Annotated in this window: 25 protein-coding genes and 1 pseudogene; 18 read left to right on the forward strand and 8 right to left on the reverse strand. The window is 55.3% G+C overall.

The window, feature by feature from the left end; genetic code table 11:
• Positions 1 to 81: 81 nt before the first annotated feature.
• Positions 82 to 3,075 carry a beta-galactosidase gene (locus AC07RZ_RS09460; protein WP_494667769.1) on the forward strand — a complete coding sequence of 998 codons (2,994 nt, stop codon included), beginning with the start codon at positions 82 to 84 and terminating at the stop codon, positions 3,073 to 3,075.
• A 67-nt stretch (positions 3,076 to 3,142) separates the two neighbouring features.
• On the opposite strand, the gene AC07RZ_RS09465 is transcribed toward AC07RZ_RS09460, so the two are convergent.
• Positions 3,143 to 3,433 (reverse strand): XRE family transcriptional regulator, encoded by a 291-nt coding sequence (locus tag AC07RZ_RS09465; protein WP_494667869.1) that lies wholly within the window; start codon positions 3,431 to 3,433, stop codon positions 3,143 to 3,145.
• 139 nt (positions 3,434 to 3,572) lie between these two features.
• On the opposite strand from AC07RZ_RS09465, the gene tmpT reads away from it, so the two are divergent.
• Together tmpT and AC07RZ_RS09475 are read left to right on the forward strand one after the other, a co-directional pair.
• The gene (gene tmpT, locus AC07RZ_RS09470; protein WP_494667770.1) at positions 3,573 to 4,217 is read left to right on the forward strand and encodes a thiopurine S-methyltransferase; all 645 of its coding nucleotides are present in this window, start codon (positions 3,573 to 3,575) and stop codon (positions 4,215 to 4,217) included.
• 2 nt (positions 4,218 to 4,219) lie between these two features.
• On the forward strand, positions 4,220 to 4,951 hold the full coding sequence (locus AC07RZ_RS09475) for a hypothetical protein (RefSeq protein WP_494667771.1): 732 nt from the start codon (positions 4,220 to 4,222) through the stop codon (positions 4,949 to 4,951).
• A gap of 174 nt (positions 4,952 to 5,125) precedes the next feature.
• Here the strand turns inward: AC07RZ_RS09475 and AC07RZ_RS09480 are convergent, their stop codons facing one another.
• Entirely contained in the window at positions 5,126 to 5,344 is a 219-nt protein-coding gene (locus tag AC07RZ_RS09480) for a 4-oxalocrotonate tautomerase (protein WP_494667870.1), read from the reverse strand.
• Between the two features lie 89 nt (positions 5,345 to 5,433).
• Here AC07RZ_RS09480 and AC07RZ_RS09485 point away from each other — a divergent pair, with 89 nt between their 5' ends.
• The 6 genes from AC07RZ_RS09485 (at position 5,434) to AC07RZ_RS09510 (ending at position 10,555) form a co-directional block, all read left to right on the forward strand.
• A complete protein-coding gene (locus tag AC07RZ_RS09485) occupies positions 5,434 to 6,327 on the forward strand; it encodes a LysR family transcriptional regulator (protein ID WP_494667772.1) in 894 nt (297 codons plus the stop codon).
• A gap of 93 nt (positions 6,328 to 6,420) precedes the next feature.
• On the forward strand, positions 6,421 to 7,647 hold the full coding sequence (locus AC07RZ_RS09490; RefSeq protein WP_494667773.1) for a helix-turn-helix domain-containing protein: 1,227 nt from the start codon (positions 6,421 to 6,423) through the stop codon (positions 7,645 to 7,647).
• A gap of 57 nt (positions 7,648 to 7,704) precedes the next feature.
• Positions 7,705 to 8,388, forward strand: a complete 684-nt coding sequence (locus tag AC07RZ_RS09495) for a Vgb family protein (protein WP_494667774.1) — start codon at positions 7,705 to 7,707, stop codon at positions 8,386 to 8,388.
• 112 nt (positions 8,389 to 8,500) lie between these two features.
• Positions 8,501 to 9,112, forward strand: a complete 612-nt coding sequence (gstA, locus tag AC07RZ_RS09500) for a glutathione transferase GstA (protein WP_494667775.1) — start codon at positions 8,501 to 8,503, stop codon at positions 9,110 to 9,112.
• Between the two features lie 28 nt (positions 9,113 to 9,140).
• Positions 9,141 to 9,905: a DUF899 domain-containing protein gene (locus tag AC07RZ_RS09505; RefSeq protein ID WP_494667776.1), complete on the forward strand. Its 765-nt coding sequence runs from the start codon at positions 9,141 to 9,143 to the stop codon at positions 9,903 to 9,905.
• Positions 9,906 to 9,928: 23 nt separating this feature from the next.
• A complete protein-coding gene (locus AC07RZ_RS09510; protein WP_494667777.1) occupies positions 9,929 to 10,555 on the forward strand; it encodes a hypothetical protein in 627 nt (208 codons plus the stop codon).
• Between the two features lie 19 nt (positions 10,556 to 10,574).
• Here the strand turns inward: AC07RZ_RS09510 and AC07RZ_RS09515 are convergent, their stop codons facing one another.
• Together AC07RZ_RS09515 and abiEi are read right to left on the reverse strand one after the other, a co-directional pair.
• Positions 10,575 to 11,507, reverse strand: coding sequence for a nucleotidyl transferase AbiEii/AbiGii toxin family protein (locus tag AC07RZ_RS09515; protein ID WP_494667778.1), 933 nt, complete (start codon positions 11,505 to 11,507; stop codon positions 10,575 to 10,577).
• Positions 11,504 to 12,061, reverse strand: coding sequence for a type IV toxin-antitoxin system AbiEi family antitoxin (gene abiEi / locus AC07RZ_RS09520; protein ID WP_494667779.1), 558 nt, complete (start codon positions 12,059 to 12,061; stop codon positions 11,504 to 11,506). Before abiEi ends, AC07RZ_RS09515 begins: the two co-directional genes overlap by 4 nt.
• Before the next feature lie 303 nt (positions 12,062 to 12,364).
• Between abiEi and AC07RZ_RS09525 the strand changes: the two genes are divergently transcribed.
• From AC07RZ_RS09525 to AC07RZ_RS09540, 4 genes are all read left to right on the forward strand, one after another.
• Positions 12,365 to 13,021, forward strand: a complete 657-nt coding sequence (locus tag AC07RZ_RS09525; RefSeq protein ID WP_494667780.1) for a hypothetical protein — start codon at positions 12,365 to 12,367, stop codon at positions 13,019 to 13,021.
• A 10-nt stretch (positions 13,022 to 13,031) separates the two neighbouring features.
• Entirely contained in the window at positions 13,032 to 14,282 is a 1,251-nt protein-coding gene (locus AC07RZ_RS09530) for a PAAR domain-containing protein (RefSeq protein ID WP_494667781.1), read from the forward strand.
• Positions 14,248 to 14,778: a hypothetical protein gene (locus AC07RZ_RS09535; RefSeq protein ID WP_494667782.1), complete on the forward strand. Its 531-nt coding sequence runs from the start codon at positions 14,248 to 14,250 to the stop codon at positions 14,776 to 14,778. Before AC07RZ_RS09530 ends, AC07RZ_RS09535 begins: the two co-directional genes overlap by 35 nt.
• Positions 14,779 to 14,890: 112 nt before the next feature.
• Complete coding sequence (locus AC07RZ_RS09540; RefSeq protein ID WP_494667783.1) at positions 14,891 to 15,424, forward strand: hypothetical protein; 534 nt, start codon at positions 14,891 to 14,893, stop codon at positions 15,422 to 15,424.
• A 271-nt stretch (positions 15,425 to 15,695) separates the two neighbouring features.
• Here the strand turns inward: AC07RZ_RS09540 and AC07RZ_RS09545 are convergent, their stop codons facing one another.
• Together AC07RZ_RS09545 and AC07RZ_RS09550 are read right to left on the reverse strand one after the other, a co-directional pair.
• Positions 15,696 to 16,478 (reverse strand): SDR family NAD(P)-dependent oxidoreductase, encoded by a 783-nt coding sequence (locus tag AC07RZ_RS09545; RefSeq protein ID WP_494667784.1) that lies wholly within the window; start codon positions 16,476 to 16,478, stop codon positions 15,696 to 15,698.
• A gap of 1 nt (position 16,479) precedes the next feature.
• Positions 16,480 to 16,731 carry a hypothetical protein gene (locus AC07RZ_RS09550; RefSeq protein ID WP_494667785.1) on the reverse strand — a complete coding sequence of 84 codons (252 nt, stop codon included), beginning with the start codon at positions 16,729 to 16,731 and terminating at the stop codon, positions 16,480 to 16,482.
• 226 nt (positions 16,732 to 16,957) lie between these two features.
• Here AC07RZ_RS09550 and AC07RZ_RS09555 point away from each other — a divergent pair, with 226 nt between their 5' ends.
• Positions 16,958 to 17,170: a helix-turn-helix domain-containing protein gene (locus tag AC07RZ_RS09555; RefSeq protein ID WP_494667786.1), complete on the forward strand. Its 213-nt coding sequence runs from the start codon at positions 16,958 to 16,960 to the stop codon at positions 17,168 to 17,170.
• A 347-nt stretch (positions 17,171 to 17,517) separates the two neighbouring features.
• On the opposite strand, the gene AC07RZ_RS09560 is transcribed toward AC07RZ_RS09555, so the two are convergent.
• A complete protein-coding gene (locus AC07RZ_RS09560) occupies positions 17,518 to 18,357 on the reverse strand; it encodes a DUF6216 family protein (RefSeq protein ID WP_494667787.1) in 840 nt (279 codons plus the stop codon).
• 229 nt (positions 18,358 to 18,586) lie between these two features.
• Between AC07RZ_RS09560 and AC07RZ_RS09565 the strand changes: the two genes are divergently transcribed.
• From AC07RZ_RS09565 to AC07RZ_RS09580, 4 genes and pseudogenes are all read left to right on the forward strand, one after another.
• Entirely contained in the window at positions 18,587 to 19,411 is an 825-nt protein-coding gene (locus AC07RZ_RS09565; RefSeq protein WP_494667788.1) for an SRA domain-containing endonuclease, read from the forward strand.
• A gap of 479 nt (positions 19,412 to 19,890) precedes the next feature.
• Positions 19,891 to 20,763: a hypothetical protein gene (locus tag AC07RZ_RS09570; protein WP_494667789.1), complete on the forward strand. Its 873-nt coding sequence runs from the start codon at positions 19,891 to 19,893 to the stop codon at positions 20,761 to 20,763.
• On the forward strand, positions 20,760 to 21,635 hold the full coding sequence (locus AC07RZ_RS09575) for a hypothetical protein (RefSeq protein ID WP_494667790.1): 876 nt from the start codon (positions 20,760 to 20,762) through the stop codon (positions 21,633 to 21,635). Before AC07RZ_RS09570 ends, AC07RZ_RS09575 begins: the two co-directional genes overlap by 4 nt.
• A gap of 139 nt (positions 21,636 to 21,774) precedes the next feature.
• A pseudogene (locus AC07RZ_RS09580) lies at positions 21,775 to 21,903 on the forward strand (helix-turn-helix domain-containing protein); the annotation flags it as partial.
• Between the two features lie 349 nt (positions 21,904 to 22,252).
• On the opposite strand, the gene AC07RZ_RS09585 reads toward AC07RZ_RS09580, so the two are convergent.
• Complete coding sequence (locus AC07RZ_RS09585) at positions 22,253 to 23,173, reverse strand: DUF5655 domain-containing protein (RefSeq protein ID WP_494667791.1); 921 nt, start codon at positions 23,171 to 23,173, stop codon at positions 22,253 to 22,255.
• Positions 23,174 to 23,185 lie beyond the last annotated feature (12 nt).

Here is a 23,185-nt window from a genome sequence, read left to right on the forward strand (position 1 = left end):
CAAAACCATCCCCAAAATTTTTCACAGCAGGTGACGTAGCTTCAAAAAAACCACGACAAATTAATAAAAAGGAGACAGGTCATGAAAAGAAGAGACTTCCTGGGCTATGCAGTAGTGACGCCGCTGCTGGCGGCTTGCGGTGTCGGCGGCGAGGACGGCGCGGCAACCGTTACCCCGAGCGCAAAATCGTTTGCCGCTGCCGGCAACACCACCAACGCCGTGTTCGCCAGCGGCGGCAGCCACGCGCTCTCCTGGAACAGCAGCGGCAACTGGTTCATGGACGGTTCGGCGTTCCAGTTCTTCGGCGGCGAGATCCATCCGGCGCGTGTCCCTTCGCAATACTGGGACCATCGCATCAAGATGATCAAGGCGCTCGGCTGCAACACCATCTCGATCTACCTCATGTGGAATTTCCACGAACTGTCCGACGGCTCGTTCGACTTCAGCTCGCCCGACAAGAACATGGGCCACTTCATCGACCTGTGCGCGCAGAACGGCATGTGGGTGCTGCTGCGTCCCGGCCCTTACGTCTGCGCCGAATGGGATTTCGGCGGCCTGCCGCCGCGCATGCTGGCCGATCCGCAGTTCAGGGACAGCGCCGGCAACCTGCAGATCCGCGGCAATTTCGCCAGCTACATGGCGGCCGTCAACAGCTGGAACACCGCGCTCTACAACAATGTGGTGAAGGGCCGGACCCTGGCGGCCGGCGGTCCTATCATGCTGGTGGCGGTGGAGAATGAATACACCTCCTGGTCGCCCGATGACGGCACCTATCCGAACGCGATCGCGCAGCAATGGACGGCGCTCGGTTATGCGGAAAAATTCTGCGTGTGCGACGGTTACGCCAACGGCTTCAAGAACAACCATATCACCCTGCCAGCCAACACTGCCTATGGCATGACCGCGGACGGCGCATCGGCCGGCAACTATGCGACCGCCGCCGGCAATTACGGCGTAGGCGCGTTCGGCGCGGAGTGTTATCCGGGCTGGATCTGCCACTGGGGAGACGCCAGCCAGACCCTGCATGTCGGGGATTTTGTGAGCCAGGTCACGGCGCTGACCACGTCGAAGTGTTCGTTTGTGCTGTATGTGGCGCATGGCGGCACCAACTTCGGGTTCACCGCCGGCTCCAACGGCGTCAGCGATTCCAGCAGCCAGGGCACCATCACCTCCTACGACTACGGCGCGCCGGTCTCGGAATCCGGCGGCGCCAATCCGAATTTCTCGCCGATCCAGGCCGCCTATGTCGCCAACGCGTCGTATAGCGTGCCGTTCGCCGCCACGCCGGCCGGCATCCCGCATATCAACGATGGCGATATCGCGGCGGTGCCGAGCAGCCAACTGACTTACTGCGGCTTGCTGCCCGGCCTCAACCTGGCTATCCAGAACCGGCTGCCGCAAACCATGGAAGCGATGGCGCTGGCGCTGAACAAGAGCCAGCCGGCCAGCGCTGGCGTGTACCCCTCCGGCGTGGCGGTTTACCAAACCACGCTGCCGGCATCCGGCGGCAACTTCACCCTTACCTTTGACCGCGCTCCCGACTATGCGCTGGTGTTCGTCAACGGCGTGCGCGCTTCCAGCCAGGTGCTCAGTACGGCATCCAACGGTGCATTGTCTCCGACTACATCGCTGACGATCAGCAACGCCGCGCCGAACGCCACGCTGCAGATCGTCTGCATGCCGTTCGGACGGGTCAACTTCGGCGCCGGCGGCATGAATGCCGAGGGCAAGGGATTGTCGCTGAACGTCTACGCCAACGGTACCGCGCTGGTCAACTGGAGCATGGCGCTCGCGCCCCTGTCGGCGGCACAGGTCGCGGCGCTCACCTTCAGCGCCGCGGCGCCTGCCGGCAGCCAGCCATTCTTCGCCAAAGCCACGGTCAACATCGCCACGCCGCAAGACATGTATATCGACATGTCCGCCTGGGGCAGCGGCTATGTCTTCGTCAACGGCTACAACCTGGGCCGCTACTGGACTGCCGCCGGTCCGCAGAAGCGGCTGTACTGTCCCGGCGTGTGGCTGGCCAGCGGCAGCAATACGATCGTGGTGTTCGAGTTCATCCAGGGCAGCGCAGGCAGCCTGGCTTTCTACGGCGCGAGCGGCATGCCGCAGAATATCACCGGCCCGGCCAGCACGGCAGCGGTGCCGCCGCCTGCCGCCAACACCTATTTCCTGCAGAACGTCAACAGCGGCCTGTACCTGGACGTGATGCCGGCGGTGGCGGGATCAGCCTACACCTATCCCGGCGTGCAGCCGCTAAGCGCCGCCGCGACGCAGGGGTGGACAGTGAGCACCGACAGCTTCGGCAACCTGAAGATCGTCAACGCCAGCACCGGCGCGGCGCTCGACGTCGCCAACAACAGCACGGCGGCGGGTTCCTCGGTGATCCTGTACGCGGCCAACGGCGGCGCCAACCAGAGCTGGAAAGCAGCCGGCGTCAGCACCGGCATCTACACCCTGGCCGGCAAGCAAAGCCAGCTGCTGCTCGACATCAACGGCGCATCCAAGGCGCCGACGTCGATCTCCGCCACCAGCGCATCCGCCAACATCGTCATCAACCCGGCCGACAACCCCAGCCAGCAATGGCCGTTCAGCCAGCAGTGGCGCTTCTTGCCGGCCATCGTTAACAACGGCGTCTACACCATCACCAGCGCCATCAGCAGCCTGCTGCTGGGTGTCTACCAGGGCGGCACGGCGGCCGGCACCCGGCTCGGCATCGCCGCCGCTACCGGCGGCCAGGAACAGCAATGGCGGCTGACCATTTCCAGCGGCAACTGGCAGCTGACCAACATCAAGAGCGGCCTGGTGATGGACGTGACCGGCCAGAAGACCGACAACGGCACCGCGCTGGAAATCTGGCAAGGCAACGGCGGCGCCAACCAGCAGTTCGCGCTGGTGCCGCGGCCGGATGGCGTCAGCTACGGGATCAAGGGTGTGCAAAGCGGGCGCGTCATCGACGATAACAATTCGGGCACCTCGCCTACCAGCTACGGCGCCACCAATGTCTCTGCGATTACGCTGTGGGATGACAATGGCGGGGGTAACCAGAGCTGGAAGTTCACCAAGGTGGGGTAGCGGAAGGAGTGGTTTGCCGGGGAGAAGAGGGCTTTACATGCTATCCCCGGCATAGTCATGCTTGAAATCAGGCCGGAACCAGTTCTATCTTGATTTTCTTGCCTAATGCCGCCGCTAAGCCCGCCAGCGTAGTCAGGGTCAAGCTTGTGTCGCTCTCATCGAGCAAGCGATTTAGAGCAGCGCGATTGGTATGCATCTTGCTGGCCAGTGCAGTCTTGGTTATTTTTTGTCCTTTCATTTCACTTGCAATTTGCCATGCAATCACACGTTTAATGGCCACGGCGGTTATCTCGTGCAGCGTCGCATCTTCTGCAAGAAAATCGTCTATCTTGCTTGTTCTCGTTGTGTCTTCAGTGATATCCATTATTTCATCTGCAGTAATAAGGCTTGACTTAAAGTAAGCTTTAACTCGTATCCTTGCGCTGCATACAATTTAGCGCGTGACTTAATCCGTTAAATTGCCCGGATGCTATATATGAAAAATTCAAGGAGCCGATATGGAAGCAAGTTTTTGGCATGAAAAATGGAAACGGGGCGAAATCAATTTCCATCAAAGCGAAGCAAACCCCTTGCTGACAGTGCATTTTGAAAAATTAAACCTGGCAAAGGGCAGCCGTGTGTTCCTGCCGTTGTGCGGCAAGACACGCGATATTGCATGGCTGCTTGCCAGCGGTTATCGCGTTGCCGGCGCAGAGTTGAGCGGACAAGCAATTAACGAATTGTTCAAGGAGCTCGGCTTGGCGCCGACAATATCCGAAGCGGGGAAATTGACCCGCTACAGCGCTGACGATATCGACATATGGGTGGGCGATATTTTCGACGTGTCTGCGGAGCATCTTGGCCCCATAAATGCAATATACGATCGCGCCGCCTTGGTCGCGCTGCCGGCAGACATGCGAAAGCAATATGCCTCGCACCTGATGCGAATAACCGGCGCGGCGCCGCAGCTGCTGATTTCTTACGTGTACGACCAATCGAAGATCGATGGCCCGCCGTTTTCAGTGATCGAGGATGAAGTAAGGCAGCACTATGGCGCCGCTTACCAATTGACGCCGGTTGAGGTCAAGGACGTGGCGGGCGGATTGAAGGGGAAAGTTGCGTCAACCGAGACTGTCTGGCTGCTTCAAAAGATCAACAGCTAAACTTGTTAAGCATTAATAAAACCATGCTCAGGACAATACTCGCACTTAGCCTGCTTCTGTCAGTTAGCGGCGTCGCATTCGGTGGGGAAAAATTCGATGAAACCAAGTGGCAAGCATGGGTGCCAGCCGGATGGAAAATACTCGCCGGCGCGACAGGGGAGTTAAATCAGGGCGGCTCGGACGATGCCGCACTCGTTCTGGAAGAGGATAACCCGAAGAAACGCACAGAAAATCCAGTCGGCAATTCCGGCGGGGGAGCGAATCTCAACGCCAGGCGCTTGCTGGTCCTGTTTCATACCGCGTCGGGATACCGGAAGGTTGTAGAAACGGACCGTTTCTTACCCAGCCAGAACCAGGAAGGCGATCAATGCACGTTTTGGAGCATCCAGGATGTTCAGGTGCTTCGCAAGCAGCTTCAAGTCTCGTTGCACCATGAGTTCGCCTGCGGCAGCGGCACTGGCGGCGATAGCAAGTTCGTCTTTCGCTATCAAGATGGGCAGTTTCGCCTGATCGGACTCGATGCCAGCTTTGCCGCACGCGACACTGACAGGACTCTCAGCGTTAACTACCTAACCGGAAAACAAATTTTCACCAGCGGCAATTTTGCAGACGAAAAAACGAAAAGACGACAATCAGATATTCCGGCACAGGAAAGACGCGTCTATCTGGATCGCATTAAACCGGCGCCTTGTTACGATTTGGGTGGATCTGTTTCACAAAATAAATGCAAATGACGGCGATCTAACTGTACTAGCTCAGACTCAACCCGATTTTGAGCGGCATGATTTCATCTCAAATCAGCTTGATCCGATTGTCCAAGTATTCATCGGAACAGATATAACAGATATCTGAGACGGCCTCAGCCATCGCGCACGGACGATTTTCGCTGAGGCCCCTTTGCTTATTGTTTATTGCTTATCCGCGATCAGCTTGCCAGCCTTTGCCCAATTTTCACGCGGCACTTCGCTGATCACGATATCCACGCTTTCCGGCGGACAAGCCAAAGTTTCGACGGCAACGCGGGTCGCTTCGAGAACGAAGGCGCGCTTTTGTTCCAGCGTGCGGCCGGGGTGCATTTCCAAACGTAAGATAGGCATGGCAGTTCCTCTATGAGCGACGCCCCGGATAGGGCGCCAACACCCTCAGTGTCACTCAGTTCTGGACAAGGATAAATATGCAATAATTTCAGTCATTTCAAACCTACAGGTTCTTAATCATGGACAAACTGGCTGGCATGGCAATGTTTGTGCGCGTGGTGGAAAGCGGCAATTTCACTGTCGCGGCGGCCGCCAGCGGCGTTTCTCCCACCATGGTTGCGAAACATGTCAGGACGATTGAACAACGGCTCGGCGCGCGTTTGCTCCACCGCACCACGCGCCGGCAACAACTGACTGAAGTGGGCCGGCTCTATTACGAACGCTGCAAGCGTGTGCTGTCCGAAGTGGAGCTGGCCGAGGCTAGCGCTTCAGAGCTGCAGGCCAGTCCGCGCGGGCTGGTCAGGCTGGTTGCTCCGGTGAGCTTTGGCAGCCAGAGCCTGGTTCCTGTATTGGCCGACTACCTGGCCCGCCATCCTGAAGTCAACGTAGAACTGACGCTGGACAATCGCGTGCCTGACCTGATCAATGAAGGTTACGAGCTGGGCCTGCATATCGGCGACATCGACACAGCCGGGCTGGTTGCGCGGCCGCTACGTCCCTATCGCAGGATACTGGCGGCAGCGCCAGGCTATCTGGCCCAGCATGGGCAGCCGGAACATCCGGAACAATTGAACGCGCACAGTTGCCTCGGCCTGTCGTACTGGCGCCACCATGATCGCTGGCATTTGGTGGGGCCTGGCGGTGAAGTGTGTGCCGTGGCGGTAAAAGGCCGGTTCAGCGCAAACCAAGGCGGCGCCTTACGCAATGCTGCACTGCATGGCGCCGGCATCGTGCTCCAACCTGAAGTGCTGCTGGCCGACGACCTGGCAGCAGGCCGTTTGATGCCGGTACTGCCGGCCTGGTCATACAGGTCCACGCCAATGTATCTGATTTACGCGCAGGATAGCCGTCCAACGGCAAAATTACGCAGCGTGATCGATCTGCTGGTACAGCGTTTCGGCCTTGAAGAATAGCCGGTTCCGCCCAGGATTCCAGAACAAGATCCTTGACCTGTTTCTCCCGCCCACAAGCGCCGCGCCACCGGCGTTGCAGTGTATCCTGTCGCCATGGATTCCCTGATAGCCGCCTCTGCGCGGGCTCTCGCCGCCGGCGATGCGCTCGGCGCACTCAAGCGTGTCGCCCTGCGCGACGATCCGCCGGCGCTGGCCTTGCGCGGCATCGCCATGGCTCAGCTGGGCGAACATCCGCGCGCCCGTGAACTGCTGCGGCGTGCCGCCCGCGGTTTCGGCGCCCATGAGGAGCTGTCGCGCGCGCGCTGTGTGGTCGCCGAAGCCGAGGTGGCGCTGGCCGTGCGCGATCTCGGCAGTTCGCCGCGCGCGCTGGCGGCGGCCCTGGCCACGCTGGAGGCGCACGGCGATCACGCCAACGCGCTGCAGGCGCGGCTGATCGCGGCGCGCAGGCTGTTGCTGCTTGGCCGCCTGGACGAAGCTGAAGCGACGCTGACGCAACTCAATGGACATAGCCTGCCGCCGTCGCTGGCGGCGGTAGCCGAACTGGCTGCGGCGGAACTGGCGCTGCGCTCGCTGCGCGTAGCCCCGGCACGGGCAGCGCTGGCCCGTGCGCACGAGGCAGCCGGTCGCGCGCGCGTGCCGGCGCTGCTGGCCGAGGTGGCGGAGGCGCTGGCCGCGCTCGAGCGTCCCGCTGCCCGGCGCCTCTCTGCCGGCTGCGAGCAGGCGCTGCGTCTTGACGAGGTTGCTGCGCTGCTGGCTTCCGATGCACTGGTGGTCGATGCCTGCCGTCGCGGGCTGGGGGTCGGCACCAGTAATGCCTGGCAGCCGCTGGCGCGGCGGCCGGTGCTGTTCGCCCTGGTGCGCGCGCTGGCCGAGGCGTGGCCTGGCGATGTCGACCGGGAAACCTTGATTGCGGCGGCATTCAACACACGCCATCCCGACGACACACACCGGGCGCGCCTGCGGGTCGAAATCGGCCGCCTGCGGGCGCTCGTCAAGGAACTGACGCAGATCGAAGCCACCGCACGCGGCTTCGTGCTCAAGCCGCTAGTCGAGCGCGCCGTGGTCGTGCTGGCGCCGCCCATAGCCGGCGACCAGGCATCGCTGGCGGCGCTGCTGGCCGACGGCGCGGCCTGGTCGACCTCGGCCCTGGCGCTGGCCCTGGGCGCCAGCCAGCGCACTGTCCAGCGCGCGCTGGCCGAGCTGGAGGCCGGCGGGCGGGTGCGCTCCATAGGGCGGGCGCGGACGCAGCGCTGGCTGTCGCCGCCGCTGGCGGGATTCACGACAATCTTGTTACTCCCCGCCGCGCTCCAGATGGAATAAAGTTGTCTTACGGCGCCGCTTCGAGGCGCGCGGCAAGACAACCGCAAGGAGACAGCGATGACCCGCAATGCCAGTACAAGCAAAGACAAACCCCAGACCAAGGCGCGCGCGGCCGAGATCGTCCGCGAATACGGACCCTTCGCCGGCGCCAGCAAGATCGCCGGCGTGACCCACGACGGCCAGCGCGTCTGGGCCGCCACCGGCGCCAGACTGATCGCCTTCGATCCCGACAGCGGCGAGCCGACGCGCACGCTCAACCTCCCCTGCGACGCCGGTACCGCCTTCGATGGCGCCTACCTGTACCAGATCGCCGAGCAGCGCATCGACAAGATCGATCCCGCCAACGGCAACGTGGTGGCATCGATCCCGGCGCCCGGCAACGGCTACGACTCAGGGCTCACCTGGGCCGAAGGCAGCCTGTGGGTGGGCCAGTACCGCGACCGCAAGATCCACCAGATCAATCCAGCCACCGGCGCCATCATCCGCTCCATAGAATGCAACCGCTTCGTCACCGGCGTGACCTGGGTCGACGGCGAGCTGTGGCACGGCACATGGGAAGGCGACGAAAGCGAAATCCGCCGCATCGACCCGGACAGCGGCGCCGTGCTCGAACGGCTGGAAATGCCGGCCGGCACCGGCGTCAGCGGGCTCGAATCCGACGGCGCCAGCCTGTTTTACTGCGGCGGCGGCGAAAGCGGCAAGGTGCGCGCCGTGCGGCGTCCGAAAGGCGCCGGGTCGTAATCACCCCAAGAGCACGGCGAGCAGGGCCATCTCTTCGGCGCAGCCGAGGGACGCTGCACGCCGGTCTGGTTCAAACGCTGTCCTGATCAACCTCAGTCCAAGGAGCAAGACCATGAAGCTGTACTACATTCCATCCGCCTGTTCGTTGTCGCCGCACATCATTGCCAACGAGCTTGGCCTGCCGATCGAACTGGTGAAGGTCGACCCCAAGACCAAACGCACCGAACACGGCGACGATTATCTCGCCATCAATCCCAAGGGCTATGTGCCCGCACTGCAGCTGGACGACGGCCGCGTGCTGACGGAAGGCCCGGCCGTGGTGCAATACCTGGCCGACCTGAAACCCCAAGCGCAGCTGGCGCCCGCCAACGGCAGCATGGCGCGCTACCGCCTGCAGGAGATGCTGGGCTATATCAATTCGGAGCTGCACCAGGGCTACCTGCCCTTGTTCTACCCAGAGACCAGCGATGAAGTACGCGCCGGACGCATGGCCCATCTGCGCAAGCACTATGCGCTGATCGACGCCACGCTTGGCTTCACGCCATTCCTGCAGGGCGAACAGTTCAGCATCGCCGATGCCTATCTGTTTGTGGTGACGCGCTGGTCGGCGTTCGTCAGCCTCGACCTGTCGCCGTTCCCGCACCTGCAGGCATTCCAGGAACGCATCGCTTCCCGCCCCGCCGTGCAAGCGGCGATGCGACGCGAACAACCGGCAACCGCCTGACCCTTTGCCATTAGCCAAGGAGCACATCATGAACACCGCTATTCCCGAAGTAAAGAACCATCCCGTCGTCTCCAGCGAGCGCTGGCTGAGCGAGCGCAAGACGCTGCTGGCGCGCGAAAAGGAACTGATGCGCCTGCACGACCAGGTTGCCCGCGAGCGCCGCGCGCTGCCGTGGGAGCGCGTCGAGAAGGATTACGCGTTCGACACCGCCGAGGGCCGGCGCACGCTGTCCGAACTGTTCGACGGCCGCCGCCAGCTGCTGGTGCAGCACTTCATGCTTGGCCCGGGGTGGGAGCAGGGTTGTCCGAGCTGCTCGTTCATGGCCGACCACAGCGACGGCATGAACGTCCACCTGGCGCAGCGCGATATCACGCTGGTGGCCATTTCACGCGCGCCGCTGGCCGAAATCGAACCCTTCCGCCAGCGCATGGGCTGGCGGTTCCGGTGGGTGTCCTCGCATGGCAGCGATTTCAACTACGACTTCAACGTCAGCTTCACGCCGGAAGAACGGGCCAAGGGCGGAGTCAGCTACAACTATGTCATGCAGTCCTTCCCGCAGGAGGAGGCGCCCGGCATCAGCGTGTTCTACAAGGATGATGCGGGCCAAATCTTCCACACCTATTCGACCTACGGCCGCGGCGTGGAGGTGATGATGGGTGCGTACAACATGATGGACCTCACGCCCGAGGGGCGCGGCGAGCGGGATGTGCCGCACAAGATGGAGTGGGTGCGTCATCATGACCGCTATGAGCCGGGGCCGGCGGCTGGGTCTTCTTGCTGTGCGCATACCTGAAGCAGTAGCTATCAGAGTGCATCATGTCGAACCTTTGGCCATGGCTGGCGGTGGCGGGAGTCGGCGCCCTGCATGGGCTGAACCCCGCCACCGGGTGGATGTTTGCCGCTGCCTGGGGCGTGCGGTCGGGCGATCGGGTAAAGGCGTTGCGGGCTTTGGCGCCGATTGCGGTCGGGCACGCTGCATCAGTCGCGCTGGTGGCAGGTGCGGTGGTGTTTGGGCTGGCTATGGATCGTGTGACGTTGCAAGTCTTGGCGGGCGTGCTGCTTGTGGCAGTCGTGGCGCATCACCTGGCGGGCCGCATAACCAAGCGGATCAGGACGCCGGCAGGCCATGTCGGGCTGGCGCTCTGGTCCTTCATGATGTCCACCGCGCACGGCGCCGGATTGATGCTGGCGCCGGCGTTCATTCCGCTGTGCATGGCAAACACGCCTGCGCGTGAAATCACTGCATCTGGTTCGCTGATGCTGGCGCTAGCTGCAGTGGGTGTTCACACTGCGGCTATGCTAGCCGTCACCGCTGCGACCGCATACGAAATTTGCCTCGGCTTTGATGTCGGCAGCCGCTTGCTTCAGAGCGTCAGGCAGAAAGCGCCAAAAGTAGTCGCTAGCACAGACCGTAGAGTGGGCACGGGTGGACGTTTCTTATAACAGCTTGAAACACATGTATTTAGCCTCTCTTGAAAAGCGCAGCTTGCATCTGGGTGAATAAGCCTCCGACAGAGATCGCCAGGTAGTCGGTGTAACCATCGGTGGCCAGCGTCTTGGCGACCGTCGACGAATCGACGAAGCGCGTCATCTGAGCCTTGAACTCGGGGCTTTTGACGATCTGCGGAATCTGCTTGATAGCCGCCGCCAACAGCCCGGGGTAGTCCACCACGCCGTAGTCCTCGATCTTAGCGACCACGAGTTCCGGGACGAGCTTGGCGCCGCGCGTCGCCATCCAGGCCAGGTCCCAGATGTCGCGGTGGCGGATCTTGGCCGAGTCGGGCCCCACCGGCTGGCCTTGGTTGTCCAAAAGCGAGGTCGGGAAGGCCAGCACCTTGTCCGCCATGATCTCGTCGAGCGATTCGGCGTTGACCAGCACCGCGGGCATGCCGGCCAGAAAGTCGTAGTTGGCCCGAAGCGGCACCAGCTCGCGGGTGTGGGCAGGAATGTTCGCGATCTCCAGCTTGATCTTCTGCCTTGGCATCGCGGGATTCTCCGGTGAAGTCTCGATCGAGATCCACCATTTGTCGACGCGGACATGCTTGATCCCGTCTTCGCCGACCTTGGCCGGCTTGTTGTTGACCGCGACTTTCAGGCCGAAGCGCTCGCCGATACGCTTCTCCACGCACTCCTTGATCTTCTGCATGCTGTCGGCCGAAAAGTCCTTGCCGCCGGCGAAGTCGAGATCCTCGCTGAACCGATCCGATCCGCGGCATAGCCGCAGCGAGGTGCCGCCTTGGAACACCAGCCCTTTGAGCAAGCCCTCGGCGTCGAGCGCCTGGAAGATCTCGTAGTGCAGCAGCTCCTTCTCCACCACCGGCCGCATCGCTGACAGCCCTGGGTTGGCCATGGCCAAGTCGACTAGCTGGTTGAAATCCTGTTGGTCCTCGCTCATGCGTCTTCTCCTTGTGGCTCGTCCTCGAGTTCGCTTCGATCGATCATGTTGGCGTTGCGCCCCACGCGCAAGAGATCCCGGATCGCCGCCCGCTTGGTGGCGATCCGCAGCGGCCGGCCCTTGGCCTGCATCGTGCGCTTGATGATCTCTGCGGCGCGTCGCTTGGTGTGCGTGAACTCGATCGTCCCGTAGGGAGTGTCGACCACGCCGCTCTTCCCCGTCGTCATCACCGTCATCCGGTTGATCGGAATCTGCGAGATGGCCCCATACTCGGACAGGATCGACTCCAAGCTGACGTATGAGAGGCTTCCAGGGCGCAGCGCCTTGGCGATCTCCTCGGCGATCCAGCGGTTCTTGCTCATCGCGGCTGGGTTCAGGTACAGCCCCTTGGCTACCCGCTGCAGGAGGCCGTCGGCGACCATCCGCTGCAACGACTTCTCCATCGCCTTCTCGCCTTCGTCGGGAAAGAGCTTCTCGATATCGCGTCGGGCCAGGACATGCACTCCGCGGCGATCAAGCTCAGAGAGTTTTCGGATCAGTTCGATTTTCTTCATCAAGTCCCCTCCAACCCGATATTAAAGTAGGGAATCGGCAGACTTAGTGTAATCCCTTGATGCCTCGAGGTCAACAGTAAGTATCCTTGTACCCTACGTTTTAATAGGGATTTGGAAGACTTGTCCGCACCGCATCGATTTTGGCCAACAGTTGCTTTCATTCGGAATGTTACGTGCCAATATTGAAACATTAATCAAAAAACAATATTATACGGGCTGACAAACCACATCGTCGCCAGGTATTCGGCGGACCGCCAAGCAATACCCGTCATTCGTCTGAAGCAGTTCCTTGATTGAAGACCCATGCTGAACACCGACCCGCACCGCAGCTGTCACCACATCATCCATGCCAGCCCTCCCTTTTGGCTTACGGCCTCATATGCCCCCAGGCGAGGCTCGCCGGGTCATGCCGAAGCGCTGTGCCTCTACCTTTCCGGCAACGAGAAAGCGTTTTGCGGTTATTTTTCACGCCTGGACGCGATGATAGAAGGCGCCTATGCCTCCACGCCGCCAGCCAGGATTTGTCACAATGTACACGCCAACGACTTCGATTTTCGCGACGCCCACGCCATTGACGGCGAACTCCGCTTCCTCTTCCTGACCGGCTACGCCGCAGCCGATCATCGCCTGGTCATGCGCAAAGGCGCTCCGGTAAAGATCGCGCACCAGCAAACTGTCGCCGCCGATTTCAGCCGCCTGCCGTTTGAGCTGACCGTCGATGAAAAAATCTACGACACCTATCTCCAGGTACGCGCAGACGCCGGCCTGTTTGCCTTTGCCGACACGCTGGAAGTCATCAATCGCCAATGGGACCAGCACCGCCTAGACCAAGAATTGGCACAAGCCACCGCCTGCCTTCCGGAAACAGTGGCGCATACGGACGACTTGCCTATCAATCAGATCGCGATCTATGACCCGGAATTCAGGCAATGGAACTTCGCCGCGCGGGAAGAGGAATGAGGAGAGACAAATGATGGTGCTTGGAAAAGGAATCATACGGGCCGGCGACCAAAACGTACTTGGCGGGCAAGTGATGACAGGCTCGCCTGCAAATAAGGTGCTTGGCAGGGCGGTTGCACGCATTGGGGACTTGGTCGATTGTCCGCTGCATGGGGTCAATCAGATTATTGAAGGATGTCCGTCGTACCGGGTGATGGGTGTGCCGGTGGCTTTGGATGGGCATGTCAGTGAATGCGGGTGTGCTTTGGTTTCCAGCTTCCAGGCAAGCCCAGGATTGAACGGCGCGGGTTTTGGCGCGGCGAGTGCTGACCGATCGCCTGCATCAGGCGGACAGGCCATGAACCCAACGCGCTACGATGAGCAGATTAAATTTCTGCTTGGCTCGGGTGCTGCACTTGACGGCATGGCGTATACATTGACACTTGATGACGGTAAAAAGATTAAGGGCATTACCGATGCGGAAGGTAAAACAGCGCGTATCGAAAGTGACGAGCGCCGCTTCATTACCAGCGCTCATTTGACGCCAAGGCGAATATTTTGCTGTGCAAAGCAAGCGGACAATGCCGGCGATCTACATGAAGAGAGTATCGACGTGAAGTTAGAAGGAATCCAGACCAACGCAGACAATGTCGGTTCTTCCGTGACAGAACATGTCGTTAAAGAAAAAGTGCGACCGCTGACGACAGGTGAAATTGCCATGGCCCAACTGATGTTTCGCGACTCGGTTGATTACTCAAAAGTCAAAGTACACAGCGGGGCATACATACCCGGCGCTGGCGCCAACGCAATAACGCCAAATGGTGAGATGTATTTCCCAAATGACTACTATAAATCCGATTACTCAGCGGAAAGCGATATTTACAAAATTTGGTTCATTCATGAGATGACGCATGTTTGGCAGTATCAGTTGGGATACTGGTTAAAGTGGGCTGGCTTCAAGATCCTACTCAAGGGCGGCTATCAATTTGACGCCGGCCAAGACACCGCACGCGCATATCGATATGAGGCAACCTCAAATCCTGACAGAGCATTGCAGGATTTTAATATGGAGCAACAAGGCGATTTGATTTCACACTATTTCGACGCAGTATATTTATCCAGAGTGAGAGTTGATGCACATCGTAAACGTGTCGCAGATCTGCCATTCTTGCAAATTATTCTCGCCGATTTTCTGAGGAACCCATCAGATGCTTCTTTGCTTCCCACCACTACTCGGATTGAACGTCATGAACCTGTCTCGCCGCCTGCATACCCGACATAGCTTAACGACCTGCATGCTATTTATCGGTCTTTGCTGTTCAGGTAATTCCGACGCGACTTCGAAGCCTTACGACGCCGACGCTCAAGTCGTCATGAAAGATGGCGTGCCCTGTTTTTTTGCGACAATGGCAAACGAAAAACCTCCGAAATTCGGACAGACCATTATGGTCAGCATCAATCGGGGACAGACTGTGTGGTACATCGATGAAGATCACGGCACGGAACAAGTCCCGTCCAATATTGATCGATGCGTTAAATATGGCGCGGCTTGGCGCACAGGCGTGACAGTCAAAGAACCTATGCCATTGCAGGATGGCGTACCGTATTTTGCCGACATCGGTTCAACTGCACGTTTCCGGGTTACGTTTTGCCTCTCTCGTACCGCTCAGGGTGAGCCGGTACTGACGACGTGGGCTGAGGGTGGCTATAAATGTACGGATAAACCATTAAATGATGCAGACAAGCCGTCGATATGGCAACGCATGTTCGGTAAATAAAAACTCAACGTTCATCCACTAAGCTCACTTGCAAAAACACTGTTTGACGAAGGATTACGATAGCGCGGTTACTTCGCTGTTGCCGACAACAACTCATATTGAGGATTGAAAAATGCCTTTTCGCAGTTTTCTGCAACGTCAGATTGCCTGTATTTTGCTTGTCATTGGTTCTGCTATGTCAAGCCAATCTGGTGCAATGTCTGGCGGTTATGATGCGCCAGCAATCTATGAATTAACGACACAGGTCATTCTGAAGGACGACGCTCCTTGTTTCTTTTCGACCGCAATGACTGGTGAAGATAAAGGAACAAGGCAGCGATCCGTTACCGTGGTACCCATGCAGGGTAAAATCGCTTGGCATATTTCTGGAGATCGTGGTTCGCGGCCACTGCCGGCCAGCGCAGACCAATGTGTCAAATACGGCGAGACCTGGCAAGCTGGAAAGATACTGGCAGAACCAAAGCCCCTGCAATACGGAATGCCTTATCTTGTCGACGTTGGCGCCCGATATCACTATTTCGGCATATTTTGCCTTTCGCACGATTCCGCCGGCGCGACGTTACTTACGCAATGGCGCATGGATGAAGATATTGCGTGTACTGAAACACCATTAAACAAACCAGGCAAGAATCCGTCTGCTGCATGAAGAAAAACAAGGAACCGACTATATTTCTGATTTTGGTTTATCGCTCGTAGTGCGGCCCCATCGATTTAGCAATGACAGTAGCTGGATCGAAGCCACTTAGGTCAGGCCCGGAAATCGAACTGGCCTGTTGCAGTTTGTCTCGCCGATCGAGGCCGAAATTTTCAGGCTCCGCTGTAACTGCTCATAAGTTGCTCCCAACCAAACACCGTAGCCGGCTGCAATTGTGCAGACAGCGTCAGCACAGTCCAGGGGTAGGCAGGATTCCGATGCATCACCACCCACCGTACCCGGCATCAATCACCAGCTCACTGCCGCTGACAAAGCGGCTCGCATCCGACACCAGATATAAAATCCCTGCAGCTACATCCGTGGCCGCGCCCCGGTTCGTCATCATCCGCAATTCAGCGGTGTCGGTCAGCGCCTGCGTCAGGTCGCCTTGCTTACGCTTGGCCGCCGCCAGTGCCGGCGGCCGCGCTACACCGGGATAAATGGAATTGACGCGGATGTTATGCGCGGCGTAGCGGATCGCATTCATGTTCGCCATGCGCAGCGCCGCCTTTGCCGCATGATCAGCGGCTTCCTGCCGCTCACCGTCCATACCGCATAACGACAGCACATTGACGATAGAGCCGCCACCAGCCCGCGCCATCGCAGCGATCACATGCTTGCTGCACAAGATGCTGCCGTTGACGTTCGCCTGCATCGCTTTTTCCCATTGTTTTATCGATAGTCCCTGCGCAGACGCATTGTCGGCATGGACGCCGGCGCTGTTGATCAGGATATCGATGCGGCCGAAATAAGCTTCGACCGCCGCTATCGTCCGCCGCACTGCATTGTTGTCGCTGACATCGAGTTGCCAGAATCGGGCGCGGTCCTGAGCGCCGCCAAGCATCCTGGCGACGGCATGTCCTTCCTGCGCGCGCACGTCCAGAATCGCCAACCGAGCTTCAGCGGCGGACAGTGCGCCGGCGATGTGTAAAGCCATGCCGCGTGCTGCGCCGGTGATCACCGCTACTTTGTTTTTGAGGGGGAAGTAAGCGTTGAGTGGATTCATGTCAGTTCAACCATGTCGAGGTTTCGGCCTGCGCCACCAGCGAACCGATGAGGTTGACGAAGACCATCTGCTCCAACTCGCCGGCGGCGCACATCATTTCACCAGCTCGGATCATTAGCGTCGCTGGTGCGATGCAGTTGTCGATCACCTGCGCCCGGGTCTCTGCCGAGAGAGGTTCATCGCACAAAACATCCAGGCGATCGGCAATGATGTCGGCGAGGTCCTGGGGATCTGGTAAGGCAAATAGTGGCATTCCATGCTCCTTATCGCTTCGTGTGTTCAGGTCGTAGTAGACGCGACCGTTAATGCGGTCGCTGCCAAGGTCTTGCTTATTTTTATTCTTGTTCCATAACTAAAGAGTTGTATATGACCGTCAGCACTACATAGCGCGGGAAATTCATATGTGACGATTTGTCTACATTATTGCATGTGACGATTAGTCCGTGTTCGATTAGTCAACAAAATGTGTTAATGCTTATGTGAAATCTTTATCAATACGCTTCGGTGAACGAGTACGAGAACTGAGAAAAGAACAGGGTCTTTCTCAGGAGGGATTTGCCGACATGTGTGGCTTTGACCGCACGTATATTAGCGGTATTGAAAGAGGGGTGCGCAACCCTTCGCTATCTGCGATAGAAGCTTTGGCTATGGCATTGGGTGTCACGGTGGAAGAGCTTTTTAGCGGACTTTAACGCCACCAAATCGCGTCAATCCAGTCCGTCTAATCACCGCAATCATCTCGGGTTGCATTGATCCGAAACCTCAAATTCTGCCCCAAATCTTGACCGATAGAGCGGAGCTGCAAATAGTAGGCAGCAGCGATCTTTTATATGGTGTTGGATGCCAGCCGCTTTGTCAGCGGAAACGAGTTGGTGATAGCCACAAAATGGAGTAGGTGCACCGCCGCGACCACTACGAACTGAGGCGGGCGGCCGGTCCGTGCTGCGCGCATAACGCGCTAACGCTAGTTGACTTCGTTCATATCGCCGAATACTGCTCAAGACTGTATTTCCGAATAGTGTTTCGCGGCTAAGGAACATCAATTATTGGATACCAGTGCTAGCGGCTCATGCTCTGGGGGCTTTTGTAAGCGCTTGAACATTTCGCGCGATTTCGCTCCTTGCATAAGCCACATAAACGTTCCCCAAAAGTACCAAGCGAATGTAATAGCGGTAAAAGCGAATACGATCTGTTGGTCCCGCACCGTCTTAATGACGTAAGGAACAAGAGATTTCTCTTTGAATAGTTTGCAGACAATGGATGCGTCCGCTTGACTAAATCCGGATGAAACAACAGTACTCTCCGCAGTGCACTGCTCGCGACTTAAGCCTACATCCGAGTTTATTGGTTTGGCATATTCGACCGAAAGCGTGAAAAAGACTCGGCTTTGCTTCATCTGAAGGATCGCCTTGTCGTACGTAGTACCGATCAAAGACGCAACACTTACAACTGCTAACGTTACCGCTGCAGCGAACAAGAGAATGAGCAACCAACGCTTGGCGAGCTGATCTTCTTCCTTAAGTTGGATTCTCTCCAGATCGAAATAGCCGCCGCATGCCGCCACGTCACCCATATCCTCATTATTTTTTTCCGCCCACTCAATTAACTCACGTGCCTGCTTTAACGTTCGCGCAGGAACTCCTGTTGTAAAGCGAAACTGCATCAATGCCGATTGTTGGTCCAGAAAATCACGTACTGGCCCTTCTTTGCACTCTTTCTTCCCATGAAAGAGTTGCCACAATCTAGCCATCAAGCTATACGTCGATTGCGTGCGACGCCAGATATAGAGTGCAAGCACCAGAGCTATAACAATTGCCAGGATAAATCCCCAGCTATTAGGAACACTTGTGACGCTACGGATATTTTCCAGAAACTCCATGAAACTCCCTTTTATGTAAGTTGGAATCTAATCACTCACGGTCCTATGGACTCACATGCGCATCTTTCTTTTTAATATCTAAATTCCTTTAGATCGCCCAAACCAATCTAATGACACACAAGGATTTGTGTCATCCATCAACCTTTCTTGATGCCTGCCGGCAAAATGTTGCATAAATTCAATTGCCTTAAGATAATATATGGGAAATTATCAAGAATGAAAAAAGATCGTGGGATTCGAACTCGAAAAGCTCTATAGCCGCCGTAAAGATATCCACGAGAAATTCGGCGGACAGCAGCAGGGCGGGATCTCGACGCCGGCGAACGCGGCTTATATCTTTCTTTTTACAAGCGAAGCTGGCGAACAGCACGGCTACCATGATGGCTATGACGAGAACGGCTTGTTCATCTATACAGGAGAAGGACAGATCGGCCCCATGCAGTTCCTCAGAGGAAATCGTGCGATCCGCAACCATATCAAAGATGGGAAAGAATTACTTCTTTTTTCCTCCACAAAGAAAGGTGGAGTCTACAGATTCAAAGGAACGTTTTTGTGTGCAGGATGCAACGACGATAAGATCGGACCAGATACGAATGGCAATCCGAGGAAGTTAATTCAATTTCACTTAACGCCATCATCAGCGCTAACTGCGCATCTCCAAGATGAATCAAGTGAAGTCGCTGCCTATGAAAATGTCGGTCTGGACGAGATGAGAAAGCGTGCTTACGCCGCCGTTGAAAACAAAGTATGCACTGCGCCGGCGGTTTCAAAAAGGAACGTATACAAGCGGAGTGAAGACGTCAAAGCTTATATTTTAGCGCGTGCTAAAGGTATTTGCGAATCATGCGGGAAGGCGGCGCCATTCTTAAATAAAGACGGAAAATGGTATCTGGAAGCACACCACATTCGCCAATTATCAGATGACGGATTAGATATTCCATCTTGGATAGCAGCAATCTGTCCAAACTGTCATCGCGAGATTCATCATGGACGAGATGGTGCAATGAAAAATCTGACACTGCTGGCCCAAATCAATAGTATTGAAATTCGCTAGTTTGTTGATGTAGCCGATCGATAGCCAAAGGCAACTACCTGGGAAGCAATGAAAACATCGTTAATTCTATCAATCATCTGATTCCGGCCTATACCTGGGAAGTAGTCAAAAAAGTTACATGAGCTCGTTCACTTATTGAGTAAGCACTGATTCTGCCGATTAATGACCCAGCGGCAGATGAAGAAGATTCCAAGCTCGTCATGGTTAAATGACAAGGGGGCAAATCGACAAACTATTGTTTTTGGCTTTTAATTCACAACAATTGCGAACGACACACTATATCCTCGAGTAGAGGGATTCGGAGAAATCTCGGGAAATTAATAAAAAAACAGATAGTAAATCGTCGCCATTACCTAAAAATCTGACAGAGTTAGAAATATCTATTTTTTGTGGACAAATTTTAATTTTCTTGCAACTCCTTAATACGATATTTTTGATAAATATCAATACTGCTGAATAGGGATTTTATGGCCGAGCGCATGAAAATTCATTTTGATGGCCCGATAACGAAGAATCATCGGGTTTCCCTAAGAAATTTGGGAAGTACGTTGGATCGCCTTCAAAATATGATTGACAGAGCCTATCTCGATTTAAAGTATGGCAATGTATATAAACATGCAAGGTTGAAAAAGACCGACTATAAAGACGCTGAGTTCTTAGTAATGGACCCCAGTGAGGGTGGATATATCCTCGAATTTGCATCAGAAACTCTCCGCGCTGCTGAAATTTTAACTCGGATTATCGCGCCAATCGACGATGCGGTGGCACAAGCTAAAGCAGACGTTGCCATATCGAAAGACATCTCTTTTCAGCTTGCCATGCGCCGAACTCAAATTGAAAGAGCAATTCTGAAAGTAAGAACTTACAAAGATTTAGTAGATCAACCAGATAAAGCTACTATTCGGCGATACGGTGATCGCTCGATAGTCAAAGAATTGGATCAAATCTTAGGGATTGTTAGAAATAAAGCCAGTGGTGACAGCTATTTTGAATTAATTTTTCTTGGGAAAAATTCCACAACATTCACATTTAATCGAGATCTTGCAAACAGGTTTCATAAGGTGGTATCCCTCAAGGAGCTCGGCGAGCCTGTTGTCTACACCGGCTCAATACGCTCGCTTGATAGGGGCAGTCAATACGCACACCGAAGCGGAAAATTCACAAACAAGACAACAGGACGAGACTTCTCTCTCCACATTAATACCAAACAAGACTTTGACGAGCTATCGCCATATCTCAAAGCGGACGAAACAGAAATCACTATTATAGGATGTCCGTTAATTGAGTATGGGGCATTCGATCCCAACGCTGGAGACGTATACTTTGTTAGCGCAATAGAGGAGTCTCTATGAAGAAACTTGCTGAGACCGTAGCCGCTTCAATCGTAACTTTTTTTTTGGCAATGACGCTAAATGGACTTTCCGAATACTTCTCTGTAAAGGACGGAAACGTAAGAGTAGGACATTGGATATCGATTAATCAGAAACTCTTTCTCCCACTTGAAGTGGAGAATTATTCAGGCAAACAGATTAGTGGCCTTCAATTGCAAGTTCCAAAATCTATTAAGCCAGATCAATTCACCACGTCGGCGCCAATTCGCATTAGCTCGATACCTAGTATCATATCCGCCGGTGATGTGACCAGAATCGATTTATCGCTTTTTCCACCTCATCAGTCAGTAACACTTCTCATCCCTATTAATAACGAAGCAGAGGCCACGAGCATACGCAGTATCAATGCAGATGAACTAAAATTAAGCCTTAGTCCGGCGTCAGATCTGCACCCTCCGGCAATATTGGATAAGTACATCGTTCCCTCCCTAATCAGTGCACTGGTAGTCGGTCTCGCAAGTTTCTTTATACTTGTACGCCTCGATACGTTGCAAGAAAAATTAGAGGAAGCTAAGCAGCGAATGGAGGACCTATCAGAGCGTTACTCCGAAAATGAAAACGCATGGAGAAAAATGAAAATCCTTGCTTCTGCTCGGATCACAGACTATTCGAAGGAATTAAGTTTTTGGCGAGATGCAGTTAGGCGCATTTTGCACAATACTTCAAATAAAAAAAATGCAGATAAATTAATCGACGAAGTAACTGCATCCCTTCAAACTTATGGCACGCGAAAAGACTCGCGAGATTTTGAAACTATTCTTCTCATGTCTCGAATATTCTCGAATGCGGAACCTAATATCACGATAAAAAATAATCGCGAGGAAAAACCTTAAATAATTTTATTTACCATATTTATATGTAGTAGTTCCGATTTGATCGGACAGTAAGGCCTTGCCAAAGGGTGGGGTTACCCGGTTTGATAGAGGTGCGAATCTTTATTAAACCAGCGCGTAAGCGCCAAGGAGTAACCCCATGCGTAGTGTTCCTCAGAATGTCATCAAGCACAAGGTCGGCCTGCTCAATCTTGCTGCAGAACTTGGAAATGTGTCTCGTGCCTGCAAGGTGATGGGATTTTCCCGCGACACGTTTTATCGCTATCAAACGGCAGCAAAGTGTCGGGGTCAAGTCTTGCAATAACGCATTCGATGATTGCGTCAACTACATAGTATGTCATTGCAAAACTTGCCCCTGCATCCATGTATTTTTCACCATGGCATTGCGTTTGAGCACGCCGCAATTCTTGCCGACGGCTTGTTCTTTAAAGGCATTAGTGGATTTCTATTTTTCAAGACAAATGATACCGATTTGTATTTGACCAATTTCGCAGTTTGCGGATTCAGGGCAAGTTGGTAAGTTATGAACTTGCCTTGCAACAACTTCCAATAAATGGTTTTCTAAAGATCGTGTGGTTAGAAGCCACTCGTCATATCAATTATTGGAGTCATTACGACTATCGCCCTTCGTAGGCCATTTGAATCAATGGCTTTGCCAGATCGAACTCGTGAGAATTGGCAATACTCAACTCGATGTCTCCTGTACCCCAATGTCCAGTCTCACGCACGTTCCGAGCGTTTTCGGGTAAGACACTCAACTGATCAGGATCCAGATGTAGAAAGAGTAAAAAACGGTTCTTTTGAATCACTATCGTGGCAAAATTTTTCAACCGTGTGAACGCAAGATAAAGCTTAAGCTCTTTGCGTTGGACGTCGTCACCAAGCGACAGCACGTAATCTTCCACCGAAGCCAAAAGCTCGGCCATTTCACTAGATAGCTCCTGTAGCGACTCAGCTACATGCTTATCAGAACTGCGTGCTCTAACAGCGGTTGCGGTCACCAGTCGATCCGAGCCCGCCGTCGTACGCGTCGAGACCGGTGTATTGGCGGACTCAAGCAGTAGAAGCTCCGAACCAAACAAACGATAACGCACCAATTCGATCTGACGATTAATCTGCTGCACTGCATGCCCGTCATACTTTGTGAAATCGGATGCAATGCAGATCAAGCGCGGAGCGCTCCAATCGAGAAGATCTGCTACCTGCTTTCCGAGCTTATCCATGACAAGTAACTTGAACTCGGCTTGGTGATCCATCAACCAATCCAGGTAAAACAAGCCCTGGTTGATCACATTCTCTGAGCTTGACCTTTTGTATTCAAGAATTACCGGACAGTGGTTCTCATCCAGGCCAAGCGTATCGATGCGCCCAGCGTGGGTTTTACCGGTCGAATACTCGGTTGCCAGAAAGCGAATGCCAAGCAAAGATTCCAGATTGTTTTCTATCAGGATTTGCAATGGCTTTTCAAGGCCAGAAGTGTCCCCTTGGAACTCTTTGGCTTTACCATTTTGTAGACGAAATAGCTTAATGTCGCTCATATGCGCAATAAT

This window comes from Collimonas sp. GW821-FHT07E08, from assembly GCF_059418905.1.

Bases quoted from the DNA above. Each gene is read 5' to 3' on its own strand.
- AC07RZ_RS09460 (WP_494667769.1), top strand. From the start codon at position 82: ATGAAAAGAAGAGACTTCCTGGGCTATGCAGTAGTGACGCCGCTGCTG.
- tmpT (WP_494667770.1), top strand. From the start codon at position 3,573: ATGGAAGCAAGTTTTTGGCATGAAAAATGGAAACGGGGCGAAATCAAT.
- AC07RZ_RS09485 (WP_494667772.1), top strand. From the start codon at position 5,434: ATGGACAAACTGGCTGGCATGGCAATGTTTGTGCGCGTGGTGGAAAGC.
- AC07RZ_RS09490 (WP_494667773.1), top strand. From the start codon at position 6,421: ATGGATTCCCTGATAGCCGCCTCTGCGCGGGCTCTCGCCGCCGGCGAT.
- AC07RZ_RS09495 (WP_494667774.1), top strand. From the start codon at position 7,705: ATGACCCGCAATGCCAGTACAAGCAAAGACAAACCCCAGACCAAGGCG.
- gstA (WP_494667775.1), top strand. From the start codon at position 8,501: ATGAAGCTGTACTACATTCCATCCGCCTGTTCGTTGTCGCCGCACATC.
- AC07RZ_RS09505 (WP_494667776.1), top strand. From the start codon at position 9,141: ATGAACACCGCTATTCCCGAAGTAAAGAACCATCCCGTCGTCTCCAGC.
- AC07RZ_RS09510 (WP_494667777.1), top strand. From the start codon at position 9,929: ATGTCGAACCTTTGGCCATGGCTGGCGGTGGCGGGAGTCGGCGCCCTG.
- AC07RZ_RS09515 (WP_494667778.1), bottom strand. From the start codon at position 11,507: ATGAGCGAGGACCAACAGGATTTCAACCAGCTAGTCGACTTGGCCATG.
- abiEi (WP_494667779.1), bottom strand. From the start codon at position 12,061: ATGAAGAAAATCGAACTGATCCGAAAACTCTCTGAGCTTGATCGCCGC.
- AC07RZ_RS09525 (WP_494667780.1), top strand. From the start codon at position 12,365: ATGCTGAACACCGACCCGCACCGCAGCTGTCACCACATCATCCATGCC.
- AC07RZ_RS09530 (WP_494667781.1), top strand. From the start codon at position 13,032: ATGATGGTGCTTGGAAAAGGAATCATACGGGCCGGCGACCAAAACGTA.
- AC07RZ_RS09535 (WP_494667782.1), top strand. From the start codon at position 14,248: ATGAACCTGTCTCGCCGCCTGCATACCCGACATAGCTTAACGACCTGC.
- AC07RZ_RS09540 (WP_494667783.1), top strand. From the start codon at position 14,891: ATGCCTTTTCGCAGTTTTCTGCAACGTCAGATTGCCTGTATTTTGCTT.
- AC07RZ_RS09545 (WP_494667784.1), bottom strand. From the start codon at position 16,478: ATGAATCCACTCAACGCTTACTTCCCCCTCAAAAACAAAGTAGCGGTG.
- AC07RZ_RS09550 (WP_494667785.1), bottom strand. From the start codon at position 16,731: ATGCCACTATTTGCCTTACCAGATCCCCAGGACCTCGCCGACATCATT.
- AC07RZ_RS09560 (WP_494667787.1), bottom strand. From the start codon at position 18,357: ATGGAGTTTCTGGAAAATATCCGTAGCGTCACAAGTGTTCCTAATAGC.
- AC07RZ_RS09570 (WP_494667789.1), top strand. From the start codon at position 19,891: ATGAAAATTCATTTTGATGGCCCGATAACGAAGAATCATCGGGTTTCC.
- AC07RZ_RS09575 (WP_494667790.1), top strand. From the start codon at position 20,760: ATGAAGAAACTTGCTGAGACCGTAGCCGCTTCAATCGTAACTTTTTTT.
- AC07RZ_RS09585 (WP_494667791.1), bottom strand. From the start codon at position 23,173: ATGAGCGACATTAAGCTATTTCGTCTACAAAATGGTAAAGCCAAAGAG.